26 protein-coding genes and 3 pseudogenes are annotated in these 19,977 nt (G+C 39.3%); 24 read left to right on the forward strand and 5 right to left on the reverse strand.

Annotated features, from left to right (window positions below; all coding sequences use genetic code 11):
* Window positions 1-40 precede the first annotated feature (40 nt).
* The 7 genes from CPS94_RS01580 (at window position 41) to CPS94_RS01610 (ending at window position 6,432) form a co-directional block, all read left to right on the forward strand.
* On the forward strand, window positions 41-514 hold the full coding sequence (locus CPS94_RS01580; protein WP_004048276.1) for an S-ribosylhomocysteine lyase: 474 nt from the start codon (window positions 41-43) through the stop codon (window positions 512-514).
* A gap of 166 nt (window positions 515-680) precedes the next feature.
* Window positions 681-1,340, forward strand: coding sequence for a serine dehydratase beta chain (locus CPS94_RS01585; RefSeq protein WP_112195969.1), 660 nt, complete (start codon window positions 681-683; stop codon window positions 1,338-1,340).
* A 13-nt stretch (window positions 1,341-1,353) separates the two neighbouring features.
* Window positions 1,354-2,244: an L-serine ammonia-lyase, iron-sulfur-dependent, subunit alpha gene (sdaAA, locus tag CPS94_RS01590; protein WP_112195559.1), complete on the forward strand. Its 891-nt coding sequence runs from the start codon at window positions 1,354-1,356 to the stop codon at window positions 2,242-2,244.
* 109 nt (window positions 2,245-2,353) lie between these two features.
* Complete coding sequence (gene rapZ / locus CPS94_RS01595; RefSeq protein WP_112195557.1) at window positions 2,354-3,241, forward strand: RNase adapter RapZ; 888 nt, start codon at window positions 2,354-2,356, stop codon at window positions 3,239-3,241.
* A complete protein-coding gene (locus CPS94_RS01600) occupies window positions 3,238-4,257 on the forward strand; it encodes a gluconeogenesis factor YvcK family protein (protein WP_369946574.1) in 1,020 nt (339 codons plus the stop codon). Before rapZ ends, CPS94_RS01600 begins: the two co-directional genes overlap by 4 nt.
* A gap of 12 nt (window positions 4,258-4,269) precedes the next feature.
* Window positions 4,270-5,223 carry a DNA-binding protein WhiA gene (gene whiA, locus CPS94_RS01605; RefSeq protein ID WP_004048264.1) on the forward strand — a complete coding sequence of 318 codons (954 nt, stop codon included), beginning with the start codon at window positions 4,270-4,272 and terminating at the stop codon, window positions 5,221-5,223.
* 156 nt (window positions 5,224-5,379) lie between these two features.
* Window positions 5,380-6,432, forward strand: coding sequence for a PTS transporter subunit IIC (locus CPS94_RS01610; protein ID WP_112195555.1), 1,053 nt, complete (start codon window positions 5,380-5,382; stop codon window positions 6,430-6,432).
* 61 nt (window positions 6,433-6,493) lie between these two features.
* Here the strand turns inward: CPS94_RS01610 and clpP are convergent, their stop codons facing one another.
* The gene (clpP, locus tag CPS94_RS01615; protein WP_004048260.1) at window positions 6,494-7,084 is read right to left on the reverse strand and encodes an ATP-dependent Clp endopeptidase proteolytic subunit ClpP; all 591 of its coding nucleotides are present in this window, start codon (window positions 7,082-7,084) and stop codon (window positions 6,494-6,496) included.
* Window positions 7,085-7,244: 160 nt separating this feature from the next.
* Here clpP and CPS94_RS11450 point away from each other — a divergent pair, with 160 nt between their 5' ends.
* Entirely contained in the window at window positions 7,245-7,607 is a 363-nt protein-coding gene (locus tag CPS94_RS11450; protein WP_191981796.1) for a hypothetical protein, read from the forward strand.
* Window positions 7,600-7,752: pseudogene (locus tag CPS94_RS01625) on the forward strand (transposase); the annotation flags it as partial. The gene CPS94_RS11450 and the pseudogene CPS94_RS01625, both read left to right, overlap by 8 nt.
* A 722-nt stretch (window positions 7,753-8,474) precedes the next feature.
* Here the strand turns inward: CPS94_RS01625 and CPS94_RS01630 are convergent.
* The 4 genes from CPS94_RS01630 to CPS94_RS01645 all read right to left on the reverse strand — a co-directional run bounded on the left by CPS94_RS01630 (window position 8,475) and on the right by CPS94_RS01645 (window position 11,272).
* Window positions 8,475-9,563: a site-specific integrase gene (locus CPS94_RS01630; protein ID WP_112195553.1), complete on the reverse strand. Its 1,089-nt coding sequence runs from the start codon at window positions 9,561-9,563 to the stop codon at window positions 8,475-8,477.
* Between the two features lie 152 nt (window positions 9,564-9,715).
* The gene (locus CPS94_RS01635; protein ID WP_112195551.1) at window positions 9,716-10,450 is read right to left on the reverse strand and encodes a hypothetical protein; all 735 of its coding nucleotides are present in this window, start codon (window positions 10,448-10,450) and stop codon (window positions 9,716-9,718) included.
* A 58-nt stretch (window positions 10,451-10,508) separates the two neighbouring features.
* Window positions 10,509-10,919, reverse strand: a complete 411-nt coding sequence (locus CPS94_RS01640; protein ID WP_112195549.1) for an ImmA/IrrE family metallo-endopeptidase — start codon at window positions 10,917-10,919, stop codon at window positions 10,509-10,511.
* Between the two features lie 14 nt (window positions 10,920-10,933).
* Window positions 10,934-11,272, reverse strand: coding sequence for a helix-turn-helix domain-containing protein (locus CPS94_RS01645; protein WP_174238768.1), 339 nt, complete (start codon window positions 11,270-11,272; stop codon window positions 10,934-10,936).
* Between the two features lie 169 nt (window positions 11,273-11,441).
* On the opposite strand from CPS94_RS01645, the gene CPS94_RS01650 reads away from it, so the two are divergent.
* From CPS94_RS01650 to CPS94_RS01715, 15 genes and pseudogenes are all read left to right on the forward strand, one after another.
* Window positions 11,442-11,642: a helix-turn-helix domain-containing protein gene (locus tag CPS94_RS01650; RefSeq protein ID WP_112195545.1), complete on the forward strand. Its 201-nt coding sequence runs from the start codon at window positions 11,442-11,444 to the stop codon at window positions 11,640-11,642.
* A 35-nt stretch (window positions 11,643-11,677) separates the two neighbouring features.
* Window positions 11,678-12,406, forward strand: coding sequence for a Rha family transcriptional regulator (locus tag CPS94_RS01655; protein ID WP_112195543.1), 729 nt, complete (start codon window positions 11,678-11,680; stop codon window positions 12,404-12,406).
* Window positions 12,407-12,418: 12 nt separating this feature from the next.
* Entirely contained in the window at window positions 12,419-12,769 is a 351-nt protein-coding gene (locus CPS94_RS01660) for a DUF771 domain-containing protein (protein WP_225428147.1), read from the forward strand.
* Window positions 12,770-12,865: 96 nt separating this feature from the next.
* Window positions 12,866-13,057, forward strand: a complete 192-nt coding sequence (locus CPS94_RS01665) for a hypothetical protein (RefSeq protein ID WP_112195541.1) — start codon at window positions 12,866-12,868, stop codon at window positions 13,055-13,057.
* Complete coding sequence (locus CPS94_RS01670) at window positions 13,041-13,220, forward strand: hypothetical protein (protein ID WP_112195539.1); 180 nt, start codon at window positions 13,041-13,043, stop codon at window positions 13,218-13,220. The genes CPS94_RS01665 and CPS94_RS01670 overlap by 17 nt, the downstream gene beginning before the upstream one ends.
* A 78-nt stretch (window positions 13,221-13,298) precedes the next feature.
* Window positions 13,299-13,619 (forward strand): hypothetical protein, encoded by a 321-nt coding sequence (locus CPS94_RS01675; protein ID WP_112195537.1) that lies wholly within the window; start codon window positions 13,299-13,301, stop codon window positions 13,617-13,619.
* On the forward strand, window positions 13,616-13,888 hold the full coding sequence (locus CPS94_RS01680; protein ID WP_112195535.1) for a hypothetical protein: 273 nt from the start codon (window positions 13,616-13,618) through the stop codon (window positions 13,886-13,888). The genes CPS94_RS01675 and CPS94_RS01680 overlap by 4 nt, the downstream gene beginning before the upstream one ends.
* Window positions 13,889-14,866 carry a recombinase RecT gene (locus tag CPS94_RS01685; protein WP_112195533.1) on the forward strand — a complete coding sequence of 326 codons (978 nt, stop codon included), beginning with the start codon at window positions 13,889-13,891 and terminating at the stop codon, window positions 14,864-14,866.
* Window positions 14,859-15,692: a PD-(D/E)XK nuclease-like domain-containing protein gene (locus CPS94_RS01690; protein ID WP_112195531.1), complete on the forward strand. Its 834-nt coding sequence runs from the start codon at window positions 14,859-14,861 to the stop codon at window positions 15,690-15,692. The genes CPS94_RS01685 and CPS94_RS01690 overlap by 8 nt, the downstream gene beginning before the upstream one ends.
* Before the next feature lie 9 nt (window positions 15,693-15,701).
* On the forward strand, window positions 15,702-15,845 hold the full coding sequence (locus CPS94_RS11275) for a hypothetical protein (protein WP_162626390.1): 144 nt from the start codon (window positions 15,702-15,704) through the stop codon (window positions 15,843-15,845).
* 68 nt (window positions 15,846-15,913) lie between these two features.
* Entirely contained in the window at window positions 15,914-16,756 is an 843-nt protein-coding gene (locus tag CPS94_RS01695) for a helix-turn-helix domain-containing protein (RefSeq protein ID WP_112195529.1), read from the forward strand.
* Between the two features lie 3 nt (window positions 16,757-16,759).
* Complete coding sequence (locus CPS94_RS01700) at window positions 16,760-17,614, forward strand: DnaA ATPase domain-containing protein (protein ID WP_112195527.1); 855 nt, start codon at window positions 16,760-16,762, stop codon at window positions 17,612-17,614.
* A gap of 3 nt (window positions 17,615-17,617) precedes the next feature.
* Window positions 17,618-18,016 (forward strand): annotated as a pseudogene (locus CPS94_RS01705) (site-specific DNA-methyltransferase); the annotation flags it as partial.
* A 99-nt stretch (window positions 18,017-18,115) separates the two neighbouring features.
* Complete coding sequence (locus CPS94_RS01710; protein WP_112193438.1) at window positions 18,116-19,369, forward strand: RNA-guided endonuclease InsQ/TnpB family protein; 1,254 nt, start codon at window positions 18,116-18,118, stop codon at window positions 19,367-19,369.
* A 177-nt stretch (window positions 19,370-19,546) separates the two neighbouring features.
* Window positions 19,547-19,948, forward strand: a pseudogene (locus CPS94_RS01715) (DNA methyltransferase); the annotation flags it as partial.
* Window positions 19,949-19,977 lie beyond the last annotated feature (29 nt).

The following is a 19,977-nucleotide window of genomic DNA, read 5'->3' on the forward strand; positions in this document are numbered from 1 at the left end:
AAAGTTAAGGTGTATAATTAATAATAGAGGTGTTGCTAGAATGGCAGAAGTTGAAAGCTTTACATTGGATCATACCGCAGTCAAGGCACCTTATGTGCGTTTGATCACGGTAGAAGAAGGTCCAAAGGGAGACCAGATCTCAAATTTTGATCTTAGATTGGTCCAACCAAATGAAAATGCGATCCCAACAGCAGGCTTGCATACGATCGAGCACATGTTAGCTGGTTATTTACGCGACCATATGGATGGCGTGATCGATTGCTCGCCATTTGGTTGCCGGACAGGTTTTCATCTGATCATGTGGGGAAAACATGATACGGTTGAAGTTGCTAAAGCCTTAAAAGCATCCTTAAATGATATTTTGAATGCTTCTTGGGACGATGTTCAAGGAACTGATATCAAGAGTTGTGGTAATTACCGTGATCACTCATTGTTCTCAGCCAAAGAATGGTGTCAAAAGATCTTGGATGAAGGTATCTCATCCGATCCATTTGAACGTAAAGTAGTAGAATAATAGACAACTTAGGGCTAGCTCAAGTTTTGGGCTAGCCCTTTTTGGGGACTAGGTTAGTAAGCTGTGCTAGATTGAAAAAAAATAAATTAAATTTTTCACATGTAGTGTCAAAAGGCGAACTTTAGTGATACATTAATAAAAAATGACTTAAGTTGAGGTGAAAATGGTGAGCGGGAATTACAAGAGTGTTTTTGATATTATCGGACCTGTTATGGTAGGTCCTTCAAGTTCACATACTGCTGGAGCGGTGGCGATCGGTCAAGCAGCCCATAAAATATTTGGCGAACCGATCGAACAAGTGATAGTCGATTACTATGAATCCTTTGCTAAAACACATCAAGGGCATGGAACTGACTATGCTGTGATCGCAGGTGTGTTAGGAATGCAAGCCGACGATCTGTGCGTCCCTGAAGCAGTCGATATCGCACGGGCTCAAGGGATCGAGGTCGTTTTTAATGAACATGAAGAAAAAAGTCCGATCGGGCATCCAAATACAGCGATCATTACGTTAAAAAATGCCGATAAAATGATCAAAGTTGGTGGTTGTTCGATCGGTGGCGGTACGATCGAGATCCGAGAACTTGAATTAGATGGCTGTCGTTTTGCACCTCTAGGGCCCTTGCCGATCATGCTTTGCTGGGCCGAGACGGATTTTACAGCTCGCATCAAAGAGAGTTTAAATCAAGATAATATCAAGATCAGACATGAGATGACTAATATTTTTGGAGAAGGTAACTTGATCCATGAGTTTGATCTTGACCGCTTGCCACCAAAAAATATTTTAGAGCAGATCAAAGCACAAAGTCGCAGTTTGGTCTGTCTATGATCGAGGAACTTATATGTATAACAGTGTAGCAGAAATAGTAAAGACAGCAATCAAGCAAGATAAACCTATCTGGGAATTGATGTTAGAACAAGAGATAGCTTATTCACGCGTTAGTCGAGCTGAAGTTTGGGCTAAGATGCAACGTCAATTGGAAGTGATGTTAGCAGCAGCTAAACGTGGGACTACAGGTGATGGTGTCCACTCACCAACTGGGCTGACTGGGGGCGAGGCGGCTAAGATGCGAAAATATCGTGAATCAGGGCAAGGTTTGACGGATGAAACGGTCCTTTATGCGATCGAAAATTCAATAGCCACAAATGAAGTCAATGCGGCCATGGGGTTGATCTGTGCAACCCCAACAGCAGGCTCTTCAGGAACGATCCCAGGTGTATTGTTTGCATTGCAAAAAAAGCGAGGATTGACGACTGACCAGATGGTAGCCTTTCTTTTTTGTGCCAGTGCATTTGGAATGGTGACAGCCAACAATGCGATGATCGCAGGTGCTACTGGTGGTTGCCAAGCCGAAGTCGGTAGTGCTTCAGGCATGGCTGCAGCTGCGGCAGTTGAGATCTGTGGTGGTAGTCCAACGCAAGCAGCTGAAGCTTTTGCAATGGCATTGAGCAATCTGTTGGGGCTGGTCTGTGATCCAGTCGCTGGTTTAGTTGAGATCCCCTGTGTTAAACGGAATGTTGTTGGTTCGGTCAATGCACTGGCTGCAGCCGACATGGCTTTAGCAGGTTTGGAAAATAAGATCCCCGCGGATGAAGTGATTTTAGCAATGAAACGGATCGGTAAGCGGCTACCAGCCCAATTACGTGAAACCGGGCTAGGGGGCTTGGCGGCGACACCAACAGGGATCAAGATGAAATTGAAGATCTTTGGGCAAGAACTAGATCTAGACTAAAAGCAGTTCAGACGAGCTGCTTTTTTAATAGGTCAAGATCGCTGTTTAATGAATGATACACCCGGATGTGTTATAATTAGTCGATGGATTTTAATTGGGGGCGTTAATAATGGCAGAAACAATACAATTAGTCGTAGTGACCGGAATGAGTGGTGCCGGAAAGACCGTTGCGATGCAAAGTTTTGAAGATCTTGGGTATTTTTGTGTGGATAATATGCCACCAGCTTTATTAGGGAAATTCTGGGAGTTAGTCAAGGAATCTGGCAAGATCAGTAAGGTCGCTTTAGTGATCGATCTGCGTTCGCGGGCTTTTTACGATGAGATCTTTGGAATGCTCCAAGAGTTAGATGATGGCAACGATAATTTACGGCCGAAGATCTTGTTTTTAGATGCATCGGATGAAGAATTAGTAGCTCGCTATAAGGAGACAAGAAGAGCGCATCCTTTAGCAATGGATGGGCGTGTTTTAGATGGTATCCAACGTGAACGTGAATTATTATCCGAGATCAAATCTAAAGCCCAACTTGTGATCGATACTAGCAAGATCTCACCACGTCAGTTACGGGAAGAGCTCTTTTTGAACTTTGAAAGCGATCAAAGTACGGCATTTCATGTTAATGTAATGTCGTTTGGGTTTAAATATGGGGTCCCGATCGATGCTGACATCGTGATGGATGTTCGTTTCTTACCTAATCCGTATTATGTTAAAGACTTACGTGAAAAAACAGGCAATGATCAGGCAGTCTATGATTATGTCATGAATTCCGAGATGACTGAAGAATTTTATCAACAATTTATCAAGATGTTGCGTTTTGTAATGCCTGGCTATCAAAAAGAAGGTAAGTCAAGTGTTACGATCGCGATCGGGTGTACTGGTGGGCAACATCGTTCAGTGGCACTGGCTAATCGTATTGGAAAAGCTCTACAAGAGAAGTATCCGGTGAACATCACCCACCGTGATATGGCGAAACGAAAGGAGACTGTGAATCGTTCATGATGAAGTCAAAAGTAAATCGGCATCGTCCGAAGATCGTGGTGATCGGCGGGGGGACGGGCTTACCCGTTATTTTAAATGGCCTGCGCCAACATAATGTCGATATCACTGCTGTCGTGACGGTTGCTGATGATGGCGGTTCCTCTGGGGTCATTCGGGACTATATCAATGTCGTTCCCCCGGGTGACATCCGTAATGTGTTAGTAGCACTGTCAGATATGCCAGAGATCTACAAACAGATCTTTCAATACCGTTTTAAGTCCAACGATCAATTTTTTTCAGGGCATGCGATCGGCAATTTAGTGATCGCGGCTTTGTCTGAAATGGATGACCGTGGGATCTTTGATGCGGTCCAAGAACTTTCTGAATTGATGAAGATCCAGGGACACGTTTATCCTGCATCTGATATACCTTTGACGTTAAATGCTCGTTTTACTGATGGAACGACTTTGGCGGGAGAATCACATATTTCGGCGGCTGGCAAAACGATCGAAAAAGTTTGGGTGACTTCGATCGATGATGAAAAACCTGAGGCTAAAGCCGAGGTCGTTCAGGCGATCATGGAAGCTGATCAGATCGTTTTAGGACCGGGTAGTTTATTTACCAGTATTTTGCCTAACCTGATGATCGATAATGTTGGGCGGGCTGTTTGTGAGACTAAAGCCGAAGTCGTTTATATCTGTAATATTATGACTCAAAAGGGTGAGACTGAACACTTTACCGATGCTGAACATGTTCGGGTCTTGAATCGGCATTTAGGGCAACGCTTTATTGATACTGTACTGGTAAATACTGAGCCAGTGCCAAAAGATTATATGGATCGTCAAAAATATGATGAATATTTATATCAAGTGGCTTATGACTTTAATGGTTTGAGAGAACAAGGGTGTCGTGTGATCTCAGACAACTTTTTGAAATTACGCGACCGTGGCGTTTTTCATGATGGAGAACAGGTCGTGAAAGAATTGATGCGATTGCTCGGACGCCCTAAGTCATGGTATGCCAATGAATTAAATTAGAGGGGTGGCTAAATGTCATACGCCAGTGACGTAAAAAAAGAATTGACAACACTTGAGGTACATTTTGGCAATGCAAAGGCGGAATTGATGGCTTTGATCCGGATGAATGGTTCGCTTAGCATTGTTGATCATCAATTTGTTTTGAGTGTTCAAACTGAAAATCCTGCGATCGCTCGGCGCATCTATGTTTTATTAAAACAATTCTACGATGTTGAAAGTGAATTGTTGGTGCGTCGCAAGATGAAGTTAAAGAAGAATAACTTATATATCGTGCGCTTAAAAACGGGAAGCGATCATGTTTTAAAAGATCTAGATATTTTAGATGGTTTCCAGATCAAAGAAACAGTTCCGTTAGACTTTCTAGATGATGATGCTAAAGTAAGATCTTACTTACGAGGGGCTTTTTTAGCAACTGGTTCGGTCAATAATCCAGAAACGAGTCGGTATCATTTAGAGATCTATTCGTTGTATGAAGATCACAATGAAACGATCTGTAAGATGATCAATCGTTATGGTTTAAATGCGCGCACAACTGAGCGGCGAAGTGGTTATATCACCTATCTGAAAGAAGCCGAAAAGATCGCTGATTTTCTATCTTTGATCGGGGCTACAGCTTCAATGTTGAAGTTTGAAGATATCCGGATCGTTCGCGATATGCGAAATTCAGTCAACCGGATCGTCAATTGTGAGAATGCCAACATGAACAAGGTCGCTGATGCTGCTAAACGGCAGATCGAAAATATCGAATATTTAGATCAACGGGTCGGTCTTAAGAGTTTACCGCAAAAGTTACAAGAAGTAGCTCAAGCGCGGATCGCTCATCCAGAGGTCAGTTTAAAAGAACTCGGTGAATTAGTTGCGGGAGGACCGATCTCAAAATCAGGGATCAATCATCGCTTGCGTAAATTAAATGAGTATGTACAACAATTGCGCGCGGAAGAAAATGAGAATATTTCAAATGGATAAAGTTGATAATTTAGCTTTTTGCTGAATTATCGGCTTTATTTATATGTAAGGTAAGTTTTTGATGAGTTAATTATAATTTTTGGATTGACTTTATAATTATTTTCAGGTAGATTAACAATTATCAAACCGAGCCAAAAGATCAGAGGGGGAATTTTTATGAGTGTAAAGAAAATAACGGGACGTGAATTTACCTTAAATGTATTGAATGGTATCAGCATGGGAGTGGTGGTCTCGCTGATCCCAGGGGCTTTATTGGGACAATTGATGCAAGCTTTAGCAAAGATCTGGCCGACATTTGCGCATGCTGTTTTGGATATCACTACATTTAATATGAGCTTACTGCCAGCGATGGCAGGTTTTAGTGTTGGCTATCTTTTTAAGATGAACATGGTCCAAATGAGTTCGATCGCTGGGGCGGCAATGGTCGGTTCTGGTGTGATCGTAAAGACGCAACAAGGTTTTGGTCTAGCTGGGACTGGCGATGTGATCAACGTTGGGGTAACGATCGTCTTTTCTGTTCTCTTAGCTTGGTTGGTCGGTAATAAGTTTAAAAACTATACGATCTTATTGCTACCGATCATTGTGATCGTTATCGGTGGTAGTTTAGGTTTATTGGTCTTGCCATATGTTAAAGCAATGACCGGTTTGATCGGAGCTGGGATCAAAACATTTACGCTCTTACAACCTATTTTGATGGGGGTCTTAATGGGGAACGCGTTTGCTGTGTTGATCTGTTCGCCGATCAGTTCAGTCGGGATCGCAGCTGCGATTGGGATCACAGGGATCGCCTCGGGATCTGCTAATTTAGGCATTACCGCTGGGGCATTTACTTTGGCGATCATGGGAAGTTCAGTCAATAGCTTGGGGACCGTGATTGCACACTTTTTTGGTACGCCTAAGATCCAAATGGGCAATATGTTGGAAAAACCTATTCTTTATCTACCAGTAGTCATTAGTTCGGCGATCATGGGTGGTTTAGGTGCAGTGTTCAATATTCAAGGAACACCGATGAGTGCCGGCTTTGGCTTTAGTGGCTTGGTCGGACCGCTGACAGCATATGGTTTTATGGCACCAGGTTGGTTGAGTATTTTAAGTTTGAGTTGTTTGTTTGTAGTGCTACCTGTCCTCTTAGGTTATTTAATGAAATACATTTTTATTGATAAGAGAAAGCTCATTTCGGCGACAGATCTATTATTGAAAACAGATTAAAAAATAAGAGTGTGAGATATCCGGCATTGACCGCACGTCTCACACTCTTATTTTTTAATATTTATTTTTTCTTTTTATTTTTCATGATCCCATCGATCAAACCGTAGTCAACTGCTTGTTGTGCGGTCATGAAGTTATCCCGTTCAGTGTCACGATCGATCGTTTCGATATCTTGTCCAGAATGTTCAGCTAAGATCTCGTTGATCAACTTGCGTGTCTTCAAGATATGTTCGGCTGCGATCTGGATCTCAGTCGATTGACCTTGTGCCCCGCCTAGTGGTTGGTGGATCATGATCTCTGAGTTAGGTAATGCAAAGCGCTTGCCTTTAGCACCAGCTGTAGCTAAAACAGACGCCATTGAAGCTGCCATTCCCATAACGATCGTTTGCACGTCTGCATTAACAAAATTCATAGTATCATAAATTGCTAATCCAGCTGATACGGAACCACCGGGAGAGTTGATATACATATAGATATCTTTTTCAGGATCTTGGGCATCTAAGAAAAGTAATTGGGCGATGATCGCATTTGCCATATCATCGTTAACTTCACCTGAGACCATGATGATCCGGTCTTTTAAGAGACGAGAATAGATATCATAGGCACGTTCTCCCTGAGATGATTGTTCAATAACTGTAGGAACTAAATTCATAGTGGGAACCTCCGCAATATTAATAAATTTAAAGTCAGTGACTGACTGTGTATTGCTATTGTAACCTATTGGTCAAAAATGGTCAAATCAAATAAACTTGCATTTGCTAAAAATATCTGTTGCTATTTAGTACGGAATCGTACTAAATGGGGGAGGAAAAATGGAAACCGAGCTAAAACGTTATACTGCAGATCGGATCGCATTTAATCATGTCTACGATCAGTTTTATGAAAGATCTCAACGTGAATGGGTCACTGCGGAACAGTTAGTCGATCAAGGACTTCAATTAGCTGATCAAGACTTCCGCAAAGCATATTGGGACTATCAACGGCTCTTAGAGGTTATTGATGACCCAACACCTTCTAAAATAAAAATATTCAAACAGTGCCTTACTGAAGTAAATCAAAAATACTCTGGCTCCCGTTCTAAAGCATCTAAGGCTGACAAAGCACTTTTAACACTTTATGATAATTTGATTCCCGTCATTACAGCTTTAGAACCCCCAATATTGTCACTATACTAATGGGCCTTTAGAGGGGATAAATCGTAAAATAAAACAGATCCAAAGAACAGCCTATAGTTATCGTAATTTTGAACATCTCAAAGCTCGTATCTATCTCCAAACATATCTTGGTAAAGACACAAGAAGCTCTGTGAAAACAGCCTAAGCTATTCTCACAGAGCTTCTCTAAAAATATTTAATCTTTACACAGTGGTTGACAAAGAGCCGAAAAATATCGGGTGTGGGGCTTTTTTTGTGTTATACTGGTAGAAGATTAATCGCCCCACATTGGACCTGTTACATTGTACAGGAACCGTACGTGGGGCTTTTTTAGTGCAAAAAAATTACCCTCCAACTTTTGATTGGAAGGTAAGACGGTCGCGAGTTACCAGCTCGCTAAGCAGGAGATGTCTCCATGCTCGCTTCACTATTATACTATGCTAGTTATTTATTTTTGTCAAGAAATTTTGTATACTTGACTAGTGCGTGAAATCTAACCAATTTCAATTAGTACAGCAGGAGGTGAAACTTCATGCTCGTTTCAATTCTAAGCTTGATCTTGGCTATCTTAGTCAATCTTGTATCAAGTATCATCTATGACTGGTTGAAAGACCGTCACTAGATGAACGTGCCTCAATCGGTTCGCTGGTTGGGGTTATTTTTTGTCGTAAAAAAATACCTTCTGACAAAAAACAGGAGGCAAAATAGTTCAGCATACTAAAGATTAAGGACAACAACCTTGCAGTAACTATCGTTTTTTTGCCCTTTTTTAGTGCTAAAACGTTGATTTAACAGTGTTTACTGTTTAAATATGCATCACCTGGGCATGTAACCATATTGATTTTAAAGGGGTTTAGCTTGCATTGGACAACATTAGGACAACAAGTTTTAAATGTTATTGATAGCAGACTCTATAAGATCATCTGATTGTGCTCTATGCTCATCTATTAGATAAGCGTATTTTTTTGCAGTTGTTGTCATATCTGAATGACCTAATCTTTTGCTGATAGCGTATAAATCTATCCCTTGATAAAGTAGATATGCTACATGACTATGTCTAAGACTGTGAAAGTGAAAATTATTTTTGGAGATAGAACAATCTTTCATGACAGAGCGTAGTGTTTTATTAACCGCATTAGATGTCGGAATAGAACCAAAATCAGACATAAAAACCATTTTAGGATCATTTTGCTTAAGTTGAGATAGTAGGTCTAGTAGATTATCACTAAGTCGAATAACACGATTAGATGATTCTGTTTTTGTATCTTTGAAGCCGCCACCCTCGTGGTAATTCCACGACTTGTTGATGATTACAGTGTTATGCTCAAAATCAATATCATCCCAAGTCAGAGCTTGAATCTCACCAAGTCGAGCACCCGTGTAGAGAGCGAATAATATCATGTATCTCGATGGATATCTCGGATTCAATTTTTGTTTGAGATTCTTGGCTAACAGACGTATTTCACTGACTGATAGATATTCTACTGTCACATTTCTTGATTTATCAAACGTAACTTCTACGTTATAGGTAAAGTCTTTGGAGATAATATCATCAAAGATAGCAGATTTAACGCAGGATCGAATAATTCGATGTGTCTTTAGAACTGTATCTTTAGCATGGTCAGATCCGTACCAGTTAATAAATTTTTGATATTCTTGGCGAGTGATATTTTTAATGTGAACTGCGCCAAAAAAAATTTGTATGGCACGGTGAATGATTAGGTAGCGTTGTTGGCTTATTTTAGCCAGCTTACTTTTTTTGTATAGCAAAAACCAATCATAAAAATAATTAGCGAAAGGGACGCTCTTTTTTTGTTGTATAACACCAAATTGTTGAGCTTCAATTTTAGCTGCATACATTTTAGCCTCGTTTTTTGTGGCGAAACCATTTTTAGATACTTGTTTCAATTTTCCGTTACTATCTCGTTTGGAAATAGTAACTTTCCAGCCCGTCTTTAATTTACGATAACTTGCCATATTATCGCTCCTTTCGAATGTATGTTCTTTTATTCGTCTTATAAAACCCGCCATTAAGACGGGGAATGTTGCTATATCAGCTTTTAACGTCATCAGTGTTTGGACAAGATATAATTTTGTTAACCTGTCAACTATAGAGGGCCTGATCTAGGCTAGATTAATGAATCGTCTGGAAAGATTGAAACTCTGGTGATTTTCCCTTGACTGTTAATTACCAATTTGATTTCATAATTTAAATTGAGACTAGCCGAGTGGTAGATATATGTCCGATCGTCCACTTTACTCTGTAATTGCGTATCACGACTTGTCCAATCTTGAATGTATTCTAAAGCATCATCTAGGGATGCTAATGGTAAATCTCTAAAATCAAGTTTAACGGTTTTAATGATGTTGTGTTCTCCTGTGCTTACATAGGCATAATCAAATTCTTTGCTATGATACATAGTCTCTTTTGTGAAGTCACTTTTATCTATGTAGCCATACTCCACGTTTTTCGGAAGTTTATCTGCAAGTTCTTCTTGTGAACTTTTGACTTTAGTGCTATTTGAAGTTTCAGATGATGATGTTTCAGTTTTAGCGTTTGAAGCATTATCAGAACTAGCTGAGCTTGAAATTTCTGAGGAAGTTTCAGAGACGGATTTTTCACTTGAAGATGATTCAGGGAAATCGTATCTTTCTTTGTGGTCTGTAGCGGTACTTAGCTTTGGATTATTTTCCACATGTTGAAAATAAAAGACACTGGCAGCACTAGCAACTGAAAGTAGGGTGGCAAGACCGATGAATTTTTTATTGCATTTCTTTGCAACTAAAATTACTAGACATAACACGAAAAAAATCAGTGCAACTATCGAAATAATTTTAAAAACATTAGCAGTATAGTAGTCCATATACATCACTCCCAATTTTAAATTCAGCTTTTAATGTCGTCAGTATTTGGACAAACAATCAATAATTCATATTTCTTGATTTGGTGTATAACACTTTTTGTAAAACAGGGATGTACGAGCTATCTAGATCGTTATCCAAGATGAAATTAACATAATTTATCTGTGTAATATCTATATCATTCGCTGATATGTAGGCTTCTACTAATTCAGATATCATAAATTTATCAGCTTCGTATTCAAATTTTGAATGCGAAGCAATAGTGGCGTTATATAGCTCAATACAATCATGATGTTGGCAAGCATGTCCCAATTCATGCAACAAAGTTTCAAACTGAGCATGCTCATCTAGTTTGCTATTAATGATGATCCAATTTAATTTTGGAAGATAAGCGCCATCTGCTTCAAGTTCGCTTGAATATTTGATGATCACATGTAAATTATCTATCAAATCTTGAACGCGTCTATACATTAACTCTCCACCTTTTACTCCTTATTTTTTAGATACGCTTCTACCATGCTACGAATAACTTCGCGATCATTTTCAGATAATGGTTTACCATCTTTGGCCATTGCTGTATCTAATATTGAATCTATTTCATCTTTCTTTTTTTCCTTTCGCCCTAACAAAAAATCCGTAGACACTCCAAAAATTTCTGCAATTTGATCTAATTCAAAACTGGAAACTTTTCTATTGCCAGTTTCTATCTTATTAAGAATAGTATTATTCATTTTCAGACGGCGTGCTAATTCCGCCTGAGACCAGTTTCTATTCTCTCTAAGCGTAATAATATTTTTTCTTAGTATTTCTTCCGCAGTAATCATAATTATCATTCTCCTTTCTGTTGCGCTTTACGCAATAATAATAACATTAATTTCTAAAAAAGAAAGGTATATTTCTAAAAAAGATATATTTTTTGTTGACATTGATAAAATCGCAATGTATTATATAAGCATAGGGTTGCGATAACAGCAATAAGAGAGGAGAATATAAATGCCACAAATTAATCTTGAGTTAATTAGTGAAATTAGAAGGGAAAAAGGTTTTTCAAATGCTGATATGGCTAAAATGTTGAGTTTAAGCGCTCCTGAAAAGTATTTTAGACGTGAAAAAGGTGAATATAATTTTAAGGCTGTTGAAATTCCTGTGTTATGCAGAGTACTTGAAATCCCAATGACAAAAATTTTTAAATAAAACATTTCGATTTTGGAAATATAGAGGTGTAGAAAATGAATGAATTAGTAGTAATGAAGAATCAACAAGCTGTGACTACTAGCTTAGTAGTTGCAGAAGCATTTAAGAAAAATCATAAAGATGTCATGCGGGCAATTAGTAATAAATTGGGCTCAGCGCAAAATTGCGCCCAGTACAAAAATATGTTTACGCCAAGTTTTTATCAAGATGCTAGCGGTAAGCAAAACAAAATGTACTACATGAATCGAGATGGTTTCACATTTATTGCAATGGGATTTACAGGTCGTAAGGCTGACGAGTTCAAGCTTAAGTACATCCAAGCATTCAATAAGATGGAAGAATACATCAAACAGCAAAATCAGCTTCCGACATCCCCAACAGAGATGTTGCGTTTGGCTATTGAGTCAAATTTAGAGACAGCGGATAAAGTAGAAGCACTAAACATTCGAATGGATGAATTTGAACAAAACGCTCCAATTGATCCTGGCGAATACAACTATTTGAGCAAGCGGATCAGCTCAGAAGTTCAGAACTATGTTGTGTCACATCACATGATCTTGAATCAAAAGCAACGATCACAACTTTATAAAGATGTTAATCGTGGCGTTAAAGAAGTGACTGGTGTCAAGACAAGATCACAATTGCGCAAGAAAGATTTTGATGTCGTTGATCGCTACTTGATGAATTGGACACCTAGTGCAGCGACGTTGATGATCATCGAACAATTGGACAATGAAGCTAAAGGACAAGAAAGGCTATTTTAGGAGGGGATCGTTATGCAAGCGATGGATGAAACGAGTGCACAAAACTTCTTGGATAGCTATATCAAGAAGCTCGTGAAAGATGAAGTGTCTAAAAATTTGCAGAGTGATGTTGATCAAGATCTTGGAGAAACTTGGACGTTAGACGAGTTTCGCAAGAAATGTTGCTTTGGCAAGGATCGCGAATGGATAAAGTTATTTATCTTTGCGCAGTTCAAGAAAGAGATCTTGATCGGTAACAAAGGTGGTTGGCTGAAACCATCTAAAGGGCGTGGCAGTGCTTATGGTATTTATGCAGTTGAAGCTAAGAAATGGATGCAAGAAAATCGTAATCGAATTGATTGGGATGCTAAATTGCCAACATAAGGAAGTGATGAAAATTAAGTTATTAGTGTTAATTGTGATTCTGATCATTGTTGATGGGTGCTGCGAATTAGTTAAAAAGAAATGGAGGTCATAGGAATGAAACATTGTGAACATTGTGGTGAAGAAATCAAAGGGGGTTACTTGCAAATCAATTGTGAATTTTTTGATGAATATATGATTGAGTTTGATCATGGCGCATTTTGTTGTAAAGACTGCCTTGTATTATCGTTGTACGAATGTGGAGTAATTGATGAAAAGGAAGCGATGAAATATGAAGATCAACAGTAGCTACATCTTAGCAGTATTAGCAGGCATCATGCTAGCGGGGTTCTTACCACATGAAGAGTGGATCACTGGCTGGGCTGGTTTGCTAGCGCTGATCACGTTAGTGGTCGCTGGTATGCGAGATGAAGCGTGGACCAAAGGGCTTGATTGGTTTTTCAAGCCATGAAAAAAGGATCGCATGGCAGTGCGACCCAAACAAAAAATATTTACGGTTACATTTTAACATATCGAAGGAGAAAACAACATGAATGACAAAGATTTTGAAGAATTAGCACAAGGGCTTTTTGGGTTAGATGCAGAGACACTACAAGAAAAACTTACCGAAGATAAACCCACAAAGGCTAAAGATCGTGAACTTACATTGCAACTTGCTGATGGTGCATTAGAGTATTACGGCTTTAAAAATACATTGATAGTTGCAGAAGACGACGAAGGTTTCGGACTTTCAATGCCAGAAAATCATATTGTAGCAGCCCATTTGATCCTAGCTGCTTTAGAACGTGCGCCACTAGGAACGCTGGAACATGTCTTTTTACACTTTGGCAAAGTGGGTGGCAAGCAATGAGAACAGATAAAATCGACGCAATCAATACGCAAAAAGATCCAAACAGTTGCTATCGTCCAGATGATGAACAGTTATACATGATCACAGAATGGGACGGTACAGAACTGTCGCGTCAGACAAAAGCTGATGTTATCGGCTATGTACGTGATGAGCTTACAACTGTGCTATTTAAGATTAATAAAGCGCAGATGGAAGATGATGACGAAGAAGCGTTTGAAGTAGCCAAAGAATATTTAGGCCATTTTTCAGCATTACAGGAGGAAGAATAGATGAATAACCAATTAGCTAAGGTACCAGTTAAGCAGCTGGTACAAAACGACAAAGTAAAAGGTATGATCGCAAACGTATTACACGAACGTGCCCCACAATTTGCAACATCGATCGTAAGTATTGTAAACAGCAATCGATCACTAGCAAATGTAGATCAAATGTCAGTTATTCAATCAGCGATGGTAGCTGCGACATTAGACCTGCCTATTGATCAAAACTTGGGCTATGTGTGGCTTGTACCATACAAGGGCAAAGCGCAAGCCCAGATCGGATATAAGGGTTATATCCAGTTAGCGCAACGAAGTGGTCAATACAGAGCGATGAATGCTGTTACAGTCCACGAAGGTGAGCTCACGAGTTGGAACCCGCTTACTGAAGAAGTAGGATTTGATCCGACAAAACGAGTATCTGATACGGTCATTGGATATATTGGGTATTTCAAACTGTTAAATGGATTTGAGAAAACAGTGTACTGGACTAGAGAGCAAATAGAAGCTCATAGACAGCGTTTTTCAAAAGCTGGAGGTAATTCACCTTGGGCTACTGATTTTGACGCTATGGCTAAGAAAACGGTGCTTAAAGACCTACTTACGAAGTGGGGGCCAATGTCAACGCAGTTAGCAGAAGCGGCTGCAAAAGATGAAATCGATCCAGAACCTGTAAATATTGAAGCTGAAGAAACTACTAAAAGCAAACAGGCTGAAGATTTGTTTAATCAAGCACTGGAATCGCCACAGGAGCCTGTTGAAGAAGTTACTAAGGAAAATACCCAGGAAAAGAAAACAACGGCTAAAACAGCCTCTAAAAAGGCAAAAAAGCCAACACCAATTAAAGCGGTAGAAAAAGATAAAGAACAGCCGACTACAGATGAAAAGCCAGAAGATGTAAAAGAGATCATCAAGGCAGTGGCAAATGAGACTTCAGGCGAAGAACAAACGGAGTTACTTAACCATTGGGGTGAGCCGGTAAATGAATAAGTTTGAACTAACAGAAGAAAACTACTACAGTTCAGAAGCAAGCCAGCATTATATGAGTGTATCACTGTTTAAAGACTTTATGCAGTGTGAAGCGGCTGCGCTAGCTACTATGAAAGGCGAGTGGCAACGAGAAGAGACTACAGCGCTTTCAGTGGGTAATTATGTGCATAGCTATTTTGAAAGTAAAGAAGCACATCAGAAATTTATTGCTGACAAAGGTAGTGCATTAATGACCAAGCCTAATAAAAAAGAACCATACGGACATCTTAAATCAGACTTTAAGACAGCTGATGCGATGATAAATGCTTTGAAAGATGAAACAGTATTTAAGGCACTATATGAACCAGGACAAAAAGAAGTGATCGTCACAGGTGATATTTACGGTTACAAATGGAAAGGCAAGATCGATAGTTTGAACTTGGATCAATTGTATTTCTGTGATCTTAAGACAGTAGATGATATTCATAAAAAGCATTGGTCAAGCACTTATAACAAGTACGACAACTTTATCGCTGATCGTGGTTATTACATGCAGATGGCTGTATACATCGAACTGATCAAACAGACTTTTGGAGTAGGCTGTCAACCATTTATCTTTGCAGTCAGCAAGCAGACACCGCCAGATAAAGAAGCGATCGACTTCAATGGCGATCAAGATGCGATCTACATGGAAGATGCGATGCGAATGATCGAAGAAAACCAAGAGCATATTCAAAGAGTGATGAGTGGCGAAGAAGAGCCAACAAGGTGTGAGCATTGCGAATATTGCAGACTTACTAAAAAGATCGAATTACCGATCCATGCAAGTGATATTGAAATTTACTAAGGAGATCAGATGAAACCAACAGTAAAAGATGTATTGATCGACTTTGTTTTAGGTGCTGCAGTTGAGTCTGGCTTGAGTCACGAAGAGCTAAAAGCGATCTTGAAAGAGATCGAAGAACAGCACTATCACTTGATGATCAAGAGCAAGATCTAACAACGAGCGTCAGTAAACGTTAATGCCAAACGGGTGAGAGGCCCGATAAATTTAAGGAGGCCGTAAGTATGGAAAAGCCAAGTTATTTCTCAATTTTAACAGCGGATGTTAGATATGATCGAAGATTGGGCAAACCTAATGCAAGAGAGTTATACAGTGAGATCACGGCATTAAGCAACAAAGATGGCTACTGTCATGCTAGCAACGGTTATTTTGCCAAACTATATGAGGTTGATAACGGAACTATTTCACGCTGGATCAGTACGTTAGAGGAGTGTGGCTACTTGGAGCGTGAAATCATTTACCACGAAGGTACTAAGCAAGTCAAGGAACGTCGACTATATCCAATAAGTACCCCTATAGGCAGAAAACGCAATACCCCCCCTCAGAAAGAACAAGAGGGTGTAGGCAGTGGCGCCAATACCCCTCCCCTCAGAAAACGCAAAGAGAATAATACAAGTGTTAATAATACAAGTAAGAATAAGATAGATAGACAGATAGCTGGCATCTCAAAGATCACAAAGTTTAAAGAATTTTGGGAAAAGAATTTGGGGATGGTTGCACCGTTTATACTAGAAGATTTCGCGTATGAGTACTGGGATTGGATAGATAGAGGCGTTGATCATGATGAAGTTATTGAAATCTTTATAAAAGCTTTGTCTGGAGCGATAAGTTATGGTGCTAACGATAAGAGAAAATACACGCTAGGAATTTTGCATAACTGGTTTAACAACAATATTTTATCCATCAATGCTATCGAAGGTGAAGAAAAACAATTTAAAGCTAAGAAACAGCGACGACGGCAAAACAACAGCTATACAAATTCTAAGCCGGCAATCGAGCGCGATCTATCAAATAAACACTATGGCACAGATGAAGAATTAGAAGCAGAGTTCTTTGGGGAGGCGTGATGAATGGATGTGAGTGGATTAGTAACACGTTTTAGCTTTGTACAAAGTGGAACATGTCCGCAATGTGGTGCGTCACTGTTTTCGCCAAAAGAACATCCAAATGTACAGGCGTGCATGGAGTGTGGCTATAGTTCGATTGCTACAAAAACGCAAGAGGAACGGTTGAAAGATATACAGATCCAAAACCGGAAAGATGAGGTCTTTAATTATCTGAGAAATACGTCATGCTTTGGATCAAGTAAAGTGTTCAATTACAACTTTGGCAATTATCGTCCGATCGATGAAAAAGAAGCAAATGTCAGAAATAAAGCACTGAGCATGTCCGAACGATTAGCCAAAGGAATAAAAGATGATCCGATGCACATTTTCTTACAAGGTGGGACCGGTCGAGGCAAGACACATATTGCGATGGCGATGATGTATGAAGTGTTGAACCAAACCAAATATGTCAAAAATATCAGAAAAAAGGTTGGTGAAGAATATCAGATCGTGCAAGTGCCGCTTGCTGTGACGTTCGTTAACTGGAGTAGGTTCATGACGTTAAAACAAGAGTCTATCAGAGATGATGAAAAATCTAGACAATTCACGTTGATTAACACAGCGCTACAGACTGCAGATATTGCGATCGTTGATGATTTGGGAAAAGAAGGCAACAGTGACTGGTATTTTCAAACTTTCGATGAGTTGATGGAGATCAGAGAAGATCAGCATCTCATCATCACGACGAATCTTGAGGGCGAGGACCTGATCAAGCGTTACGGTGATCGTTCTATGTCACGGCTGAGAAAGCATGCTCGTGGAAACTTTATCAGTTTTGCAGGTATCAAAGATCACAGAATGTTGAAAGAAGGTAAATAAATATTGAATAACAAGAGCCTAATACCACTAGATACAGAGAAAAAAACGAAAATTGAATTGTATAACGATAATTTTGAAAACTTTAAACGCTATCAGATACCAAAAGCGCAACTGATGATTGCAGATATTCCTTACAATATCGGGAATAATGCCTATGCAAGTAACCCAGCTTGGTATAAAGATGGTGACAACAAAAAAGGCGAAAGCGAAAAAGCCAAGCAAAACTTTTTCAACCGTGATGAACGTTTTAACGTTGTTAACTTCATGAAGTTTGCTAGGAAGATGCTTATTAAAGAGCCTAAAGAGCGTGGAAAAGCGCCAGCTATGATCGTGTTTTGTGCTTGGGAACAAATTCCGATGTTAGTCGAAACTGGGAAAAAAGAAGGCTTTAATAATAGTTGGGCGGAAATCCCCTTACTTTAGTGAGGGGCTGGATAGCCCTAGCTTACGTCAGTAAGCTATTAATATGATATATTAATAGTTGAAAGGTGGTGAAGTAAAATGAAATCAATGAGTAAACTAGCTTATCACTTTGGGTTAAAAATGCGAATTTATCCTTCGACTAAGCAAAAGCAAATTATTCAAGTCAACTCTGATATTAGTCGCACGGTGTATAATAAGATGGTGGCGATTGACCAAGAATTATACCACTTAAAGCAAGTTAAATTGCCAATTGATACTATCCAAGCACGGATTGTTGACTTGGAGAGTCGTAAAAACGCTAGAAACATGTCTAATCACTACCAATATATGCAAGATAAACGAATTGATAGTTTGACTAAAGCTAATGCAATCCAAAACTATCAAAAGGCTTGGAAATTGTATCGGAAGGTTCATAAAGCTGGCACACCTAACTATCATAAGAAAAGTTATCGACAAAGTTATCAAACCAATTGCCAGTACGGTAAAAATAAATCCATGGATATGTTTAGTGGGTCAGTTAGATTTATTGATAAGAAGCATATCCAAATGCCCAAATTAGGTAAATTGAGAGTCAGTGGCTCATACCGTCGTATTTTAGATAAGAAAAGCGATATTAGAATCGGAACAGTAACTATCTCAAAAGATAGTGCTGATAGGTATTTTGTTTCCATGCAATTAGGGTCTGATACCCCATTCGTTAAAATCTTACCTAAAACCAATTCTCAAATCGGCATTGACCTTAATACCGAGAACTTCTTAACGACTAGTGACGGCGTAATTGTTGATAACCCACGTTATTATCGAACTATTAAGCATAAATTAGCTAAGGCTCAACGAACCTTATCACGGCGTGAATTGCGAGCTAAGAAAGAAAACCGTTCCTTACGTGATAGTAAGAATTATCAAAAACAAAGACACTTAGTAGCTAAGTTGCATGATAAAATTCGCAATCAACGAAAAAACTTCTTAAATTATCTCTCCATGGTACTTATCAATAACCACGATTTGATTGTGGCAGAGAATCTAAGAAGTAGTAATTTGTTGAAAAATCACGCTTTAGCTATGTCAATTTCTGATGTCGGTTGGCGAAGCTTTTTACAAAAATTAGAATACAAAGCTAATTTATACGGACGAATCTTTATTACCGTTAACCCAAAGAACACAACGCAAATGTGTCATACGTGCAAATTTGTAATGGGAACTGATGATACTCAAAAACTAACCCTAAAGGACCGTCAGTGGATATGCCCTCAATGTGGAGCTTTCCACATTCGTGACCACAATGCTAGTCTAAATATCTTAGACAAAGGCTTAGCTAAGTTGGCTAAATAACTCATTAAAATAGTCCGTTTGGCAACTTGCGGACTCTAATGGCGTTGGTAATTAGCGTGTCAGACTTATGATTTATCTCAGATGGATTATAAGCAGGGCTGTATCTACGCAAATTGTGATTAAAAGCCGTAAGGCTTAGCCTCACAAGCCCCTCACTTTAGTGAGGGGTAGTTGACTCATGCTTATCCATTGATTTTCATTAAAAAGTCGAGTTCGCAAGCATTAAAAGCAAACATGAAGATAGTGGGAGCTACAGAATATGCGATAGTTCTGTATCGTGATAAGTTACCTAAATTTAACAATGATGGACGAATGATCATGAATTGGTTCAATTGGGAAATTGACAATGGTTATCCAAAAATCCACCCAACGCAAAAGCCTATTCCGGTGTTGAAACGTTTGATAGAGATCTTTACTGATCCGGGCGATGTTGTTATCGATCCAACTGCTGGAAGTGGAAGCACACTAAGAGCTGCAGCGGAACTCAATCGAAGTGCTTATGGTTTTGAAGTTGAGCGAGATATGTGTAAAAAAGCAAATGAGTGCATGCTTAAGACATTTGAGATTTCTTTGGTGTGATAGTCAAATATTGGACAGGAGATGATGAC

This window comes from Ligilactobacillus murinus, from assembly GCF_003288115.1.
Taxonomy (GTDB): domain Bacteria; phylum Bacillota; class Bacilli; order Lactobacillales; family Lactobacillaceae; genus Ligilactobacillus; species Ligilactobacillus murinus.

Coding starts and splice junctions, on each gene's coding strand:
- CPS94_RS01580 (WP_004048276.1), top strand. CDS start 41: ATGGCAGAAGTTGAAAGCTTTACATTGGATCATACCGCAGTCAAGGCA.
- sdaAA (WP_112195559.1), top strand. CDS start 1,354: ATGTATAACAGTGTAGCAGAAATAGTAAAGACAGCAATCAAGCAAGAT.
- rapZ (WP_112195557.1), top strand. CDS start 2,354: ATGGCAGAAACAATACAATTAGTCGTAGTGACCGGAATGAGTGGTGCC.
- CPS94_RS01600 (WP_369946574.1), top strand. CDS start 3,238: ATGATGAAGTCAAAAGTAAATCGGCATCGTCCGAAGATCGTGGTGATC.
- whiA (WP_004048264.1), top strand. CDS start 4,270: ATGTCATACGCCAGTGACGTAAAAAAAGAATTGACAACACTTGAGGTA.
- CPS94_RS01610 (WP_112195555.1), top strand. CDS start 5,380: ATGAGTGTAAAGAAAATAACGGGACGTGAATTTACCTTAAATGTATTG.
- clpP (WP_004048260.1), bottom strand. CDS start 7,084: ATGAATTTAGTTCCTACAGTTATTGAACAATCATCTCAGGGAGAACGT.
- CPS94_RS11450 (WP_191981796.1), top strand. CDS start 7,245: ATGGAAACCGAGCTAAAACGTTATACTGCAGATCGGATCGCATTTAAT.
- CPS94_RS01630 (WP_112195553.1), bottom strand. CDS start 9,563: ATGGCAAGTTATCGTAAATTAAAGACGGGCTGGAAAGTTACTATTTCC.
- CPS94_RS01635 (WP_112195551.1), bottom strand. CDS start 10,450: ATGGACTACTATACTGCTAATGTTTTTAAAATTATTTCGATAGTTGCA.
- CPS94_RS01640 (WP_112195549.1), bottom strand. CDS start 10,919: ATGTATAGACGCGTTCAAGATTTGATAGATAATTTACATGTGATCATC.
- CPS94_RS01645 (WP_174238768.1), bottom strand. CDS start 11,272: ATGATTACTGCGGAAGAAATACTAAGAAAAAATATTATTACGCTTAGA.
- CPS94_RS01650 (WP_112195545.1), top strand. CDS start 11,442: ATGCCACAAATTAATCTTGAGTTAATTAGTGAAATTAGAAGGGAAAAA.
- CPS94_RS01655 (WP_112195543.1), top strand. CDS start 11,678: ATGAATGAATTAGTAGTAATGAAGAATCAACAAGCTGTGACTACTAGC.
- CPS94_RS01660 (WP_225428147.1), top strand. CDS start 12,419: ATGCAAGCGATGGATGAAACGAGTGCACAAAACTTCTTGGATAGCTAT.
- CPS94_RS01665 (WP_112195541.1), top strand. CDS start 12,866: ATGAAACATTGTGAACATTGTGGTGAAGAAATCAAAGGGGGTTACTTG.
- CPS94_RS01670 (WP_112195539.1), top strand. CDS start 13,041: ATGAAGATCAACAGTAGCTACATCTTAGCAGTATTAGCAGGCATCATG.
- CPS94_RS01675 (WP_112195537.1), top strand. CDS start 13,299: ATGAATGACAAAGATTTTGAAGAATTAGCACAAGGGCTTTTTGGGTTA.
- CPS94_RS01680 (WP_112195535.1), top strand. CDS start 13,616: ATGAGAACAGATAAAATCGACGCAATCAATACGCAAAAAGATCCAAAC.
- CPS94_RS01685 (WP_112195533.1), top strand. CDS start 13,889: ATGAATAACCAATTAGCTAAGGTACCAGTTAAGCAGCTGGTACAAAAC.
- CPS94_RS01690 (WP_112195531.1), top strand. CDS start 14,859: ATGAATAAGTTTGAACTAACAGAAGAAAACTACTACAGTTCAGAAGCA.
- CPS94_RS11275 (WP_162626390.1), top strand. CDS start 15,702: ATGAAACCAACAGTAAAAGATGTATTGATCGACTTTGTTTTAGGTGCT.
- CPS94_RS01695 (WP_112195529.1), top strand. CDS start 15,914: ATGGAAAAGCCAAGTTATTTCTCAATTTTAACAGCGGATGTTAGATAT.
- CPS94_RS01700 (WP_112195527.1), top strand. CDS start 16,760: ATGGATGTGAGTGGATTAGTAACACGTTTTAGCTTTGTACAAAGTGGA.
- CPS94_RS01710 (WP_112193438.1), top strand. CDS start 18,116: ATGAAATCAATGAGTAAACTAGCTTATCACTTTGGGTTAAAAATGCGA.